This is a genomic window from Dictyobacter kobayashii (assembly GCF_003967555.1).
GTDB lineage: Bacteria > Chloroflexota > Ktedonobacteria > Ktedonobacterales > Ktedonobacteraceae > Dictyobacter > Dictyobacter kobayashii.
Window position 1 is genome coordinate 3,000,421 of record NZ_BIFS01000001.1, and the last position, 13,655, is coordinate 3,014,075.

The 13,655-nt window shown below is 49.5% G+C and carries 12 protein-coding genes; 4 read left to right on the forward strand and 8 right to left on the reverse strand.

Features of this window, described 5'->3' with window-relative positions; translation table 11 throughout:
- Positions 1-8: 8 nt before the first annotated feature.
- Entirely contained in the window at positions 9-716 is a 708-nt protein-coding gene (radC, locus tag EL645_RS13205; protein WP_126554162.1) for a RadC family protein, read from the reverse strand.
- 299 nt (positions 717-1,015) lie between these two features.
- Between radC and EL645_RS13210 the strand changes: the two genes are divergently transcribed.
- The 4 genes from EL645_RS13210 (at position 1,016) to EL645_RS13225 (ending at position 6,267) form a co-directional block, all read left to right on the forward strand.
- A complete protein-coding gene (locus EL645_RS13210; protein WP_126550688.1) occupies positions 1,016-1,930 on the forward strand; it encodes a hypothetical protein in 915 nt (304 codons plus the stop codon).
- A 154-nt stretch (positions 1,931-2,084) separates the two neighbouring features.
- Positions 2,085-3,050, forward strand: a complete 966-nt coding sequence (locus EL645_RS13215) for an acetamidase/formamidase family protein (RefSeq protein ID WP_126550690.1) — start codon at positions 2,085-2,087, stop codon at positions 3,048-3,050.
- A 573-nt stretch (positions 3,051-3,623) separates the two neighbouring features.
- Positions 3,624-5,057, forward strand: coding sequence for an APC family permease (locus EL645_RS13220; RefSeq protein ID WP_126550692.1), 1,434 nt, complete (start codon positions 3,624-3,626; stop codon positions 5,055-5,057).
- A gap of 307 nt (positions 5,058-5,364) precedes the next feature.
- Positions 5,365-6,267 (forward strand): hypothetical protein, encoded by a 903-nt coding sequence (locus EL645_RS13225; protein WP_126550694.1) that lies wholly within the window; start codon positions 5,365-5,367, stop codon positions 6,265-6,267.
- 62 nt (positions 6,268-6,329) lie between these two features.
- Here the strand turns inward: EL645_RS13225 and EL645_RS13230 are convergent, their stop codons facing one another.
- The 7 genes from EL645_RS13230 to EL645_RS13255 all read right to left on the reverse strand — a co-directional run bounded on the left by EL645_RS13230 (position 6,330) and on the right by EL645_RS13255 (position 13,371).
- Positions 6,330-7,493 carry a hypothetical protein gene (locus tag EL645_RS13230; RefSeq protein WP_126550696.1) on the reverse strand — a complete coding sequence of 388 codons (1,164 nt, stop codon included), beginning with the start codon at positions 7,491-7,493 and terminating at the stop codon, positions 6,330-6,332.
- A gap of 294 nt (positions 7,494-7,787) precedes the next feature.
- Entirely contained in the window at positions 7,788-8,855 is a 1,068-nt protein-coding gene (locus EL645_RS13235; protein ID WP_126550698.1) for an MFS transporter, read from the reverse strand.
- Positions 8,852-9,808: an MFS transporter gene (locus tag EL645_RS13240; protein WP_246035538.1), complete on the reverse strand. Its 957-nt coding sequence runs from the start codon at positions 9,806-9,808 to the stop codon at positions 8,852-8,854. The genes EL645_RS13235 and EL645_RS13240 overlap by 4 nt, the downstream gene beginning before the upstream one ends.
- Positions 9,694-10,260, reverse strand: coding sequence for an MFS transporter (locus EL645_RS42585; protein WP_246035352.1), 567 nt, complete (start codon positions 10,258-10,260; stop codon positions 9,694-9,696). The genes EL645_RS13240 and EL645_RS42585 overlap by 115 nt, the downstream gene beginning before the upstream one ends.
- Before the next feature lie 401 nt (positions 10,261-10,661).
- Positions 10,662-11,846: a cysteine--tRNA ligase gene (gene cysS, locus EL645_RS13245; protein ID WP_126550703.1), complete on the reverse strand. Its 1,185-nt coding sequence runs from the start codon at positions 11,844-11,846 to the stop codon at positions 10,662-10,664.
- Complete coding sequence (locus tag EL645_RS13250; RefSeq protein ID WP_126550705.1) at positions 11,833-12,618, reverse strand: TatD family hydrolase; 786 nt, start codon at positions 12,616-12,618, stop codon at positions 11,833-11,835. The genes cysS and EL645_RS13250 overlap by 14 nt, the downstream gene beginning before the upstream one ends.
- A gap of 219 nt (positions 12,619-12,837) precedes the next feature.
- Positions 12,838-13,371, reverse strand: coding sequence for an MOSC domain-containing protein (locus EL645_RS13255; protein ID WP_126550707.1), 534 nt, complete (start codon positions 13,369-13,371; stop codon positions 12,838-12,840).
- Positions 13,372-13,655: the final 284 nt, after the last annotated feature.

Genomic DNA, 13,655 nt, shown 5'->3' on the forward strand with positions numbered 1-13,655 from the left:
TCTTTTTGCTACCAGTTCAAGGTTTCCTTCAGGCTGATATAGCGTGGGTTGCCGATGATGATGTGGTCTAGCAGTTCGATATCCAGTAATTTACCTGCTGCTGCGAGCTGCTGGGTAACGTCGATGTCCTCAGGTGACGGTGTGGGGTCGCCACTGGGATGGTTGTGGCTGACGATGATGCGGGGACAGTTGCGGGTTATGGCGGGGCGCATGATCTCTGCGATACGTAGCACCGAGCTGTTAACGGTGCCTTTGTAGCGTTTGACGCATTCGATGACCTGGTTTTTTGTGTCCAGTAAGAGGATGTGCATCTCCTCATGATCCAGATACATGAGCTCCAGGCGTACCAGGCGCGCTGCATCATCGGCTGATTTGATCTGGTAGCGTTTCTCCGCTGGCAGCATGCTTAGACGTTTCCCAATCTCTAACGCTGCTTTCAACTGGGCTGATTTTGCGGGACCAAGGCCATGCTCTGCACTGAGCTCATGAAAATCAGCGCTTACCAGCCCTGCTAAACCACCATACTTGGTAATCAATTTGGTGGCGACTTCAATAACGTTCTCGCGTTGTGTGCCGGTGCGCAGGATGATGGCCAGCAGTTCGGCGGTGGTGAGCGTCTCGGCCCCATTCTTTTGCAGGCGCTCGCGTGGTCGTTCGTTGGTTGGCATATCATGAACGGTGGCATGATAGGCTGGTTTGATGAGGGATAGTGGCATTGGAATCTCTGGATCAATATTAGGTGTGGGTATATCGGTGAGTATCGCTTCCATAGCATTATTTAATGGCGTGATATCGATGATGGTATCTATTTTTTTGCTCCTTGTGCTGCTCAGATCCATTTGCATAGCGGTTGTTATCTGACAATACAATGTCCCTGAACCACTGTAAATAGGCAAAATAAGAAGCAGGCTGTTTTAGCGCTTTTCTGTGATTTTGAGGCTAGATTTGCGTTTATATATATGGATGAAGCTGTTTCTACCTATATTATTGGCATTATTAGTATCTGAGGTTTTTGATGTCGGATCGTTTTAACGCTGGTCTGCCTCCAGACAGTGGACGTCTGGTAAAGCGATATTCGTATATCTATCTGGTTCTTGCGCGCCTGGGTTTGTTGTTGATTGTGCTGCTAGCCGTGACCTGGCCTATCCCCATACTATTTTATGATTTTACTACCATGGGAGCTGACCCAACAACCTGGCAGATCTTGATCTTTATCACCGTGTTCTTTAGCCTGATCTTTCTAGCTGTTATCGGGTGGGCGTTATTTCGCCTCTTCTACTGGTTGCGTTTTGAGCGTAAGCGCCAGCGGGCGGCCCGTGGCGACAATTCATTGCTGGCTCCCGATCAGGCATGGCCGGCTTTTCAAGGTCCTCCTTTGCCATGGACCATTACCTATCGACCCTCTCTCACTACTTTTTTAGTGCGCTATTTGGTAATACTTATTGTTTTAATTATAGTTGCTTTCTCCGTTCTTTCCACAACTTTAAATACAGCTAGCACGATGTCGACGACATCAACCTTTATTTTGAATCTTGTTCTACTATTAGTATTTGGCTTGCTGATCGTTGGCTTAGGCATCTTTTACTTCTGGCGTTATTATGGTCGGGATTGTATTACGCTTACGGTGGCGGATGATGGTGTGACGATGCAGCGTCTACTGGTTGGTAAGCGCTTCCTGGCCTGGCGAGATATACGGCTCTTTGCTATCGATCGCCGGGTCAATCCTTTGAGCCGCCCCGATCTATATCAGTTTGAACTGGCGGGCCGGCATACTATTGTGAATTGGAATTGGGCTGGCTATCGCGCTGTGATGGTTGGCGGCTTTGGGCATCCTGATAAAGCGCAGATCTTTGATCAGCAGATGTGGCAGTTGTTTGCTCTGGTGCGCGCTAGAACTGGCCTGGCGTTGTACGATTTGAGTCGGCGTTAATATGTAGCCTTCCTCTTGCACAGATATATTTCATATCCATATATCTAAGCTTGCCTTTTTGTTGAGAATCGGGTACGCTTGCAGGCAAGCAATGGGTATATATGCATTGGAATAAAACGGCAGGGATCGCGCAGAAAGGATCGACATAAGCATTATGACGCATACGCACAATTCTGGACGCACTATCCATGTGCATCGCAATCAGTGGCATCTGGCCTGGGATAACAGTATTGCTCCTATTGGCACTATTCAATCGGGCGAAATAGTAGAGTTCGATCTGCTGGATTCAGCTGGTGGTCAGATTGGTCCTGAGAGTACTGTTGAGGCGATTAAGCAGCTGGATTTCTCGCGTGTTGATCAGGTCAATGGTCCGATCTACGTTGAGGGTGCTGAACCAGGGGATACGCTGGAGGTTGAAATTGTGGATCTACAGCCTGCTGATTGGGGCTGGACTGCGATTATCCCTGGCTTTGGTCTGCTGGCCGATGAATTTGCTGAGCCGGCACTGAAGATCTGGAAGATTGAAGGCGGGGCTGATGGCTGGGCCGAATTTGCGCCCGGCATTCGTATTCCGATGGCACCTTTCTGCGGTGAGATTGGTCTGGCTCCGGGAGCACCTGGTGCTCTTTCGACTATCCCTCCCTACCGTCATGGTGGCAATATGGATACCAAGCATCTAACCAAAGGTGCCCACCTCTATTTGCCGATCGAGGCTCCTGGTGCCCTCTATTCTATGGGGGATGGACATGCCGCTCAAGGCGATGGTGAGGTCTGTGGTACTGCGATCGAGGCTCCGATGCATGCAACTGTGCGCCTGACGGTGCGCAAAGATTTGCAACTGCCCCAGCCCCAGTTTTTGACCAGTGGCCCTCTGACTCCTCGTACTAATACCGCTCCTTACTATGCGACCGATGGTATTGGCCCTGACCTGGTTGAGGCTACCCGTAGCGCTGTTCGACATATGATTGACCATCTACAGCGCACCTATCAACTATCACGCGAAGATGCCTATATGCTCTGTAGTGTTGCGGTAGATTTGAAGTTGTGCGAAGTTGTAGATATGCCAAACTGGCTGGTCGGTGCTTTCTTACCACTGAGTATTTTCTCCAAAAATTCTTAGTCAATACTATCTGTTTCACAACGCAACTGTCTTCATTTGTCGCCGCCATGTGGCAAATGAAGACTATTATATAGCCCCGCTTTTTACTGTTCGTCCAGAGATCATGAGCAAGCGATACGATGGACATTCTTTCAGAGGTGTAGTGTGTGTGATGGGCGTCTGCGGCCGCTCACCACACACACTACACCCTCCCAACCCGGCGCCGCAGACGCCAAAGAGGGAATTTAAAAAGCTCTGACTTTTTTTATTGCCGCTTGATTGCAGCGCTAAATTATTGTATGCTTGAGCTATCTCCCCTTAGTCCTAACAGATCAACAGCAACCAATGACGGTACGTTGTATTCATTCACTATAGTAATAATGCGCTATAGTCGTATTGTTGTATTCATTCTAATCAATGCGCTATATCATTTTACTATAGAAAGGGGCTTATACATAAGGTAAATGTTTTATACGCGTATCGAAAAGTATATATGATGATCAAGCAGGTCATTATCTATACTTTTTCCTCAGTGCGCTGGAACCGCATTTTCCTTTGTCAATGTCATTTTTTGTTCTGTGAGAAGGAGCTATTATGTCTGTTGAAACTTCTTCCCCGCCTGAACAGGGCCAGTTACGCGCGAACACCATCGGTTTGCCTGGTGTTTTGTTTCAGTCCATCACTACGATGGCACCCGCCTCAGCTGTCTCGTTTAGCCTTGGTGCTGCCATTCCGTTCACGGGTAGCGCGCTTCCCCTTGCTGTTATTATCGCCCTTGTTGTGTGTTGCTTTATTGCGTTGAGTATCGGTTCGTTAGCCAGGCATCTACCGTCGGCTGGCGGCTATTTTACGTATGTAAGTGAATCAATTGGTTTTCATGTTGGCTGGTTGACTGGATGGATGTTTGATCTGGCTTATCTGTTGATCGTGCCATTTCAGTTATTGGTGTTAGGACCTGTTGCTGATTCTTTTGTGAGCAGCACCTTTCATCTCAGTCTGGGTTGGGGTGTTTGGGCTGTGATTTTTGCCGTGATTGTTTTTGCCTTGACCTTCTTTGGCATTAAGCTCTCTGCCGATACAGGTATTGTGCTCGGTGTGATCGAGATTGTTGTGTTTACACTCTTATCGATCTGGCTGATTGCTACCTCGAACAATAATACCCTGGCGGTATTTAATCCTGCTTCTAGTTTGCAGTCTGGGCTAGGAGGTTGGCAGGGCGTGTTCTTTGGCATGATCTTTGTGCTGCTGGCCTTTGCTGGTTTTGAGTCATCGGCTCCACTGGCTGAAGAGGCTAAGAATCCTCGCCGTACGGTGCCACGTGCCATCTTCCTGGCTGCTCTCAGTATCGGCATCTTTTATGTCTTTTGCTCATATGCAGGTGTTGTGGGCTGGGGACCTGCTAAAATTGGCACGTATGGTGCTGATTCTGATCCCTGGGGGACGATGGCGACGCGCGTCTGGGGTCCATTCCATATCATTGTGATCCTGGCGATTTTGAATAGTGCTCTGGGTAATGCCAATGCTGGCGTGAATGCCGCTTCGCGTATGCTCTATGCCATGGGCCGTACCAGGTCCTTACCGCCGATCCTGGCCCACTTGAATAAATCTAGTGTACCGGATGTTGCGATCATTTTTGCGATGATTGTGGCCGTCATCTTCTCGCTCTGGCCGGGTTTTGCCTATGGTCCCACGACTGGCTTTGCCTTCCTGGGTACCGTATTGACCCTGCCGATCATCCTGGTATACCTGGCTACCTGTGTGTCGGTTCCTTTTTTCTACTTGCGTAAGCACCGCGAAGAGTTTAATGTGTTACGACATATTGTCGTCCCGGGTATCCCATTTATTATTCTCTTATTCGTGCTTTACTTCCAGTTCTCGCCCTTGCCAGCGGCTCCCTTAAACCTGGCTGGACCTATCGTAGGCGTCTGGTTAGTGATCGGTCTCATTGTCATTGCCGTGCTGAGCCGGCGCTCTCCCGATGCGCTCAAGGCCAGCAGTAAAATCTATATCGAAGATGCTGAAGTCTAGCTACTAGCATCTTCAACCAGGACCCTTGTCCTCTTCGAAAGAGGATAAGGGTCCTTTGTTTTTCGTATAATTTTTACCCTTAATGCTTTTTCATATCCTTCACTATAGATTATGGATGTCCGACGTTGAATTATTTCGCCTGCCGTAAATTCTCAAATTAGATAGCACCTGATCGAAGAAAAAACAAATATCTTGATAGAATTGTAGAAGATGCGAATTTTTTTATAGTAATGCTGCGTATTACTATATAGGTTCGAAATAATATATGGGTTGATTAACGATATTTTCATTAACTGTTGGAGGATATATGTTCTCGAAGGCATCTGCAATTAACGCGCCACAGGTTTCTCACCCCATTGCAAGAAATGATAATATGAAGACGCTATTGTTACCTGTGGGTTTAGTTGCATTTATGCTATGTTTATCGGTTTTCAATTTTGCTGTTTCAGGGAAACTCTGGCATGATTTTGAAGGCTTTAGCCTTGTAATTTTACCTCAATTTTTTTTGAACCTGACGTATCTTCTCTTGTTTTTGTTGTTTTTGAGGCGTTATATATGTTTGCGGCGCCTGGAGAGTAGGCGTCAGCATTTTACCCCCGCCACGACTCACCTTGCAACCTCTCTGCCTCAGTCGAACAGTCCGGCTTTTCATGTACCCTTTATTATTGATCAGAATATGAATTGGCTCCATTATGTTAAACTTATGTGCTGTTTAGTATCCTTTGTTATCTTTTTATTCTTGTCTTATTGTCTGATAGAATATGTAGTATGGCATAATATATACATATATAATAATGATTTTTATATACTCGGCATTGGTTTTATTTTTATTGCTGTTCTATTTGCTTTTATGATCAGGAGTTATGCCAAAATTCAGCTCATTGCTACCGAGAATGGCTTGCTGAAGAAAGGTCCATTTCGACAACAATTGATGCCCTGGAATGAAGTGCGTTTATTTGCCATTGATTCGGTAAGCATAGAAAGAAATGGTAATCCTCTATTCGTGAGTAGGCATACTCATGCACCCACATTTTTCGAGCTTTCCAGCGAAAAAGATATTTTATGCTGGCAATGGTTGCGACCTCCGCGTTGGTATGAGCTGGCAATGGCGCGGCCAGTGATGGGCTATCAGGTCTATGAGCAGCAGATGCAAGCTCTGCTCTCGATTATTGTAGCGAAGACTGGCCAGCCGTTGTATGATTTGCGTTAGGTAAAGAGTGAGTGAGAAACCAACATGTGCCTCTCACTCACCCTTTATTTATTTATTTTTTGCTAGTTGATGGTGGTTGTACCGGCCAGCAACAGGCTATCGGGAGCCGCGCAACTGACCTCGGCATTGGGTCCCATGCTGGCTGACGTCAGCGTGAGACTGCTGCTCAGGGCCGAGCTGATTTTAGTATTGAGCGTTTGCTGTATCTGCTGATTATAGTTGTCGGCGGGGAAGGTAAAAATGAGCACGTTGAGCGTGGTCTTGTCAACGTGGAGCTGTAGTGTGCCGTTCGCTACCTGGGGCTCGATGATCGTGGTGGCGGTCCCCAGTTTGAGCATCGGCGTCCCAAAGACCAGGCTGATAATATCTGCTGTGACGATCAGTTTGCCGTTTTGTGTGCTGAGCTGAATATTTTTGGCTACCATACCGCTGTTAAGCGGCAGGCTATCTATGCCTGTAGCAATTGTGGTGAGGGAGCTAAAAGGGACCTCAACATACGTTGCGACCGTTTGGGCGGTTGTTGTGTTGCTTGCCGGGCTCATAGTGGTCAGGCTTAAAGGAGCCAGTGTCTGTTCTGCCTGATCCACGCGTGCCTGGTATGGTCCATTTACGCTTCCCTGCGCCTGCTGAGCACCGTTCAGCGGAATTTGCAATCCCATCACCAGGTTGGATGCTCCACAGTTGGTGGTGGTCTGCACGCTGGTGATCTTACCCATTGGAACGTGCAGGGTTGTGAGCGGACCGGTCATCAACGCTGTGCTTCCGGGCAGCGCTTGGCCGCTGACCTGGACGGTTGAGTCATTTAAGATGCTAAAGGTGACCAGCATGTGTGAGTTGGTGGGTTTTGGATCACCGGGATAGAGGCTGAGTTTAATTCCTGTATTGAAGCCATTGGATTGGGGTGTGAGATCGGTCAGGGTGGCTGAGGGCTGGATCAGAGCGTGTGCTAGCTGTCCTATCCAGCCTTGATCCCCTCCGGGAGCGTTATGCGCAATCCCATTGATGGTGCTGGTGGTAAGCTGTGGTACCTGCTGATTGATACTGTCCTGAAAGCGTTGCCTGAGTACATCCTGGGTAAGATAGACCCGGGTATTAAGCATACTGGCAGCTTGCGTTTGCTGTACCTTTAATGTTGAGGCATCTACAGGCGTTGCCATTCCAATCAATAACAATGCTATCAGCAACACCCAGCTAAACTGTATGGCGCGTGTATAGCGTCGTTTCATCTCTATCCCCTATCTTCATAACTTCTTTTTGTCGCAAATATTTGAGTTAATTAATGCTAGATATGCTATCTTCTTTAATATTTCTCATGAGTCATCCCGAAGTTTGATACCGTTGGCAAACCTGTTTTGCAAGCTCGCGATGCTGTAAAGAACAAGCTCAATCTGTACTCTACTAACGGGTTTGCCAACGGTATCGAAGTTTTCGAACATCCAGAGTGTGGTAGGGAGGAGCCACGGCTCCTTTCTACCACACTCCGCCCAACTCAGGCTTGCGCCGCAAGCGGCGCGAGTGAGCTATTTATGCAGTATGTTTTTAAAATTAAGCGTGTCATTAAAACAGATTGGAGATGGGAGCGATTGCGCCGGAATCCCTTGAATTGTTGTTGCCTCTATCTGTAAGACGAATGTAATAGCACCTTTGCTACAAATGATGCGTTTGCTGGTATGGATGGCGACAATTTTGACCTCTTTAAGCTGTTGGTGAATAGCTGGCATTACCTCTGCAATCAGTAGCTGATTCAAGGCAGTTTGCATTGTTTGTGCGGTAGCTGGTCCAGCATCGATTCCATCGCGCCTGACATGCTGCACCGTCAACTGCATATTCTGTTTTTTATCCAGGTACATTTTGCTCTCCAATTCAACAGGCAGAGTGCGATGGATGCCAGCCAGATCTATCTGCAGGTTGAAATTGATCAGCAAGCCATCGTTCTTGACTGGCGTGACCTTCAGGTCCTTGAGGAACTTTTGCTGCTGGCCGAGCTGGTTGGCGAAAACGGAGGTGAGCGCGCTCTGGTTGAGAGAGAGATCGATTTTCCGTGCCGTGCCCGCCCCGGTGCCATCTGTCAGTGTGCCTTTTCCCGTGAGACTGGTGCCCAGCAGATAGGTGGCCAGGCTGCCGCTTATGATGAGCATGACGACCAGGATAACAGTGACGATATTGCGCTTAGGTACTGGCGTTCGCTGCCCTATGGTGATCGCTGGCGCAACCGTTGCCGGTTCGGTGATGTCTGCCAGTGCCGCCATACTGGCCGCTGCTGGTGCTGTCCGACCCCAGAGGAAGAGGGCCGGGATGATTGCGATCAGGCAAAGAATGGCTGAGATAAAGAAGACGGTACAGTAGACGGTATGCGCGGCCTCTATCAGGTAGTTGGCGTAGCCCGTGAGTGAATTGCCGCTGCTGGCCTGCTGCGAGGCTGGATAGGCCAGGGAGAGTTGGCGGAAATAGGCCAGGGCCCATGAAGTTAAGGCGGCCAGGCCGAGAATCATGCCCACCATTCTGAGCGCGGTAACGATCGATGAGCTCATACCAACCTGCGTGCTGCGTACCGCATTGATAGCGGTGGTGCCGATCGGCGCAATCACCAGCCCAAAGCCAAAGCCAGCCGTGACGGTACCATAGTCATTTGCGTCCAGTCGACATGTGCTGGCCAGTGGCTCATCAGATAAAAGCCGGTGGCTGTAAAAAGTAGCCCTATGATGGCGGTTACGCGACAGGTAATGCGATGGCTCAGCCAGCCACCAAGTAAGGCACCAATGGGGATCATGACCGTTAGCCGCAAGAGGGCCAGCCCACTATCCAGTACCGAGCTTTGCAGGACCGTATCGACAAATATTGGGATATTGGTCATGGCTATGATCAGCGCGGCCCCCACCAGCAGACTGACCAGGGCGGCAGCGCTGAAGGGAAAGCGTTTGAAGAGCTGCAAGTCTACCACGGGCCAGCTGACCTTACGTTCAACCAGGATAAAGGCTAACAGGAATACCAGGGCCAGCACCAGCGAGAGTGGATTATTCTGTGGCGTCGTGGCATTAGCGGCGGCTGGTCCCAATGAGGTTCCCTGCTGGGCTAGCCCCAGACTCAGGCAGGTCAGGGCCAGCGCGAGAAAGATTGCTCCCAGCCAGTCAATGCTTTCAGGCAATTTGGTGCCGCGCGGAATACAAAACCAGGCGGCCACAAAGAGGGCGATGACCAGTGGCACATTGAGATAAAAGATATATTGCCATCCCAGGTGCTCAACGATCAAGGCTCCATAGAGGGGTCCGATCGCCCCGCCAGCCTCGGTAACGGCCCGATAATGCCCAGGGCCAGCGCGCGCATGGTGGCCTATGCAGGCATAGACATCACTGGCGATCGCCATCGCCACCGGCACAATCGCTCCGCCTCCAATTGCCTGCAGCACACGCGCCATAATCAACCAGATCAGCCCTGGCGAGGAAATATCAATATGCAGCGTGGCCAGGAATTGCAGGGATATATTTTTGCCCAGAATGGGGGCGATACCACAAAATATAGAACCAATGCCAAAGATGGCCAAACACAAGAGAAAGATGCGCCTGCGCCATAGATGTCGGAGACACGTCCCATTAGTGGCATGGCGACCACGAAGCCTAGTAGATAGGCACTGATGATCCAGGCCGCGTGATCCAATTGGGTCAATGGAATATTTAGATCTGTAATCACCTGCGGCAAGGCTGTCACCACCACTGTTTGATCCAGGGCGGTCAGAAAGACACCGATGCAGGCGACGATAATCGCTGCCGTGGCGGCAGGCGTCGATTTTTGTACTGGAACGGTAGCCTCCTGACGGGGTTGGGTGGGCAGATCCTCCAGCGTTGGATCGTCTGGCAACGTAATTGTACTTCTTCCACCGTCGGGTATATGCTGTGTTGCCGGCTCCTGTTCATCAGCCTGTGCCTGCTTTGAGGCATCATACATAGTGCGCTTATAACGTGAAGATGTCTCGTGATCGTCTTCGAATGTATACATTGTTCCCCCATGCGCAAATGAGACCGTGGGTCCATACAGGTACTTTATATAAGTATAGTGCATTACAATACTATATGGGTGACCCTCTAAAACGTATGGTATAAGTCTCTAATTCTGGCCCATTTCTAAACAATGAACGATTTTGCAGCTTTCTTTCGGGGATAAGGTGTTGAAGCAAGCTTTTTGCGCGGCAAAAAGCTTGCTTGAGTTTGTTTGCGCTCGGGAGCGTGAGCTCCCGAGCGCAAACAAACTCAATGCGCAGACGCGTCGCCCCTTGCTTGAATAATGCCCAAAGTGCGCAGACGCGTCCCCCTTTACTTGAATAATGCCCAAAGTGCGCAGAGCGCACTTTGGGCATTATTCAAGTAAATTGTTGAGTGCCGCAGGCACTCCGCGGACAGCTAAGCTGTCAGACCCAAAACCTTGGTAAGGCGCAGCACTTCAGAGCCAAGCTGGCGATTCTTCTCTTTCAGGGCATCCTGGGCTGCATGTTTGAGGAGCAGGATGGCATCTGCCGTATTCAGATCATTATCCATGGCAGCAATAAAACGATTATGGAGCATCGTATCTTCTCCATCCAGTTCCTGGCCAACCAGTTCGCGTACCTGGGTGAAAAGATGCGCGATATCCGCAGCGATTTTGAGATCATCTGGGAAGCATTCCCATGGATAGCGATAATGATGGCTTATCAGTGTAATCCGAATGGTATCAGCGCTATATTCCTTGAGCAGGTTTCTGACCAGGGTCAGGTTGCCCAGGGATTTGCTCATCTTCTCTCCGTCCTGATAGACCATGCCGACATGCATCCAGGTATTCACGAAGGGGGCCTTACCGCTGTAGTGTTCTGACTGGGCGATCTCGCAGGTGTGATGAGGGAAGGTCAGGTCTGCGCCACCGCCATGAATATCGACCTGCTCTCCCAGATAATGCATGGCCATGCTGCTACATTCAATATGCCAGCCAGGTCGGCCCGGCCCCCAGGGACTCTTCCAGGCGGGCTCGCCGGGTGCCTGTGCCTGCCACAGCACGAAGTCCAGTGGATCGCGTTTGCGTTTGTCGTCAGGGAAATTTCCGCGTTCGTTGGCGATGGCCAGCATCGATTGATAATCGTTGAGTCCAACCGCGCGGGCCATTTTGCCAAACTCTGGGTCCTGGCGCACGCTATAGAAGACACATCCTTCACTCTCGTAGGCCAGTCCGCGCTCGACTAATGTGCGTGCCAGTTCAATGATACGCCCGATCTCATCGGTTGCGCGCGCATAGACATCTGGTCGGCGCACATGCAGTGAATCCATATCACCCAGGAAGCGTTCAATCTCGCGATTGCCCAGTTCATCCCAGGCCATACCTAGCTCGCCCGCTTTGCGGATAACATCATCATCAACATCAGTTACATTCTGAACATACTTAACGGGGTAGCCTTTATATTCTAAATAGCGGATCAGTGTATCAAAGGTGACATATGTAAAGGCATGACCCAGGTGCGTGGTATCATAAGGTGTTACACCACATACATAGATCGTTACCGTTTCATTGATTGGTTTGAAGTCTTGTAGTGATTGAGTAAGGGTATTAAATAGTTTCATGCTTTTCTCCTAGGCCGAACAGACGAACAGCATTTGCTGTAGTAACCTGGGCAATCTCTTCCAGGGTCATGCCGCGTAGCTCCGCCAGTTTTTCTGCGGTATGTTTCACAAAGAGTGGCTCGTTTCGCCTGGCTTTTAGCGGCTTAGGGACCAGGTATGGGCTATCCGTTTCGACCAGGATGCGGTCAAGTGGGGCCATGCGGGCAACTTCTGGAAGGGCATTGCCTTGCTTTGTGAGTGGACCGGCAAATGAGAGCATGAAACCTTCAAATTCCAGGCATTCCTTTGCTTGAGCGACATCTCCCGAGAAACAGTGGAATACTCCCCGTAATCCCTGTCCATGGGCACGCAATAGCTCCATCACATCTTCATGGGAATCGCGTACATGGATAATGCAGGGAAGATTACACTCGCGGGCAAGCTGTAAGTGGGCACAGAAGACGCTACGTTGAATGTCGCGTGGCGAGAGCATGCGAAAGTAATCGAGTCCGAACTCACCGATGGCCACTACCTCAGGTTCACGAGCCATTTCGCGTAGCTGAGCCTCTACTTCAGGTGTGTAGGTCGTGGCCTCGTGCGGATGCACTCCCACGCCCGCAAAAATAACACCCGGATGGGCTTTAGCCAACGCGAGAGCGGCCTGGCTGGAAACCAGATCGCAGCCTGGATCCACCATGCGTGTGACCCCGCCCGCGATTGCCGCTTGAATTACTGCTTCTCGATCACCTTGAAAGCGATCAGTATCTACATGTGTGTGGCTGTCGATAAGCACTCCACAGATCCTTTCTAACAGTAAGTAAGCATAAGAAAGGGAGAGTCAAAGCGAAAACTGGCTTAGCTCTCTCCCAGGTTACTTTATTACTGTTAGTATAGCACTTTATAGTTTCGACTGCTATGTTCAGGCGTCAGCGTAGGAGGAGGCAAGCAAAAAGCGGACCGAGAGAGTCTGCTGGCTCCTCGGGCCGCTTTTTGCACAATCAAGATATTGGGATTAGATGGCTGGTTCGAGCATCTCTCTGGCCGCCTGTTCAGCTTTGAACGCCTGGGCGAGGTCCTGGTTGTTTGATAAGTGGATCGAATCTCCTGGTCTTATGAAGCCTTCCGCCAAGATTTGTGCGCGCAGTCCTCCGCGATGAATGAGACCGCTGAGGGCCGTATGATGGGTGAGCTGAACCAGGTGAAAGCAGGGTTCGCATAGACGGCGACCCAGCAGTGTGACCTCCCCAACCTGGAATGTTTTCCAGACCAGGTGGTTGAGCGGTACGCCTACGGTGACGATATTCCGGCGGGCAGTCAATGGTGTGAGTTCATAACCATAGTCCCTTTTTAACGCTGCTAGCGTTTCACTTTCGATGAGGGTTATTTCATAGCTAGCTTTGCCCATTTTTGAAAAATGGCCAGTGCCCAGATAATAGCGATCTCCCTCGATACCACGACCAGGAACTGCATGTGCCTGCTCGATATTGATCAAGGGTTGGCCTTCACCCGGGGCGATCTGGAGTGAAATAACGGAGCCATTCCACATCGTACAGTATCTCCCTGAATATATTAGATATAACATTCAAAAGAGAATATTAGCGCATAAAGAAAGATATATTTTATATTTTATATGTGCATCCTCGCAATTGAGGTGAATATATACATCTGTATGCACTATATTCATCGGTACTATGTATAACGGTTTATGTTCCCTTTTCCTAACTACGAAAATTTGTAGTGAGAATTATGTATAGAGAGATAAAAAGTTAGCCCCTCTGATTGGAGGGGCTAACTTTTTATCTCTCTATAATCTCTATATACAGGTGTGCC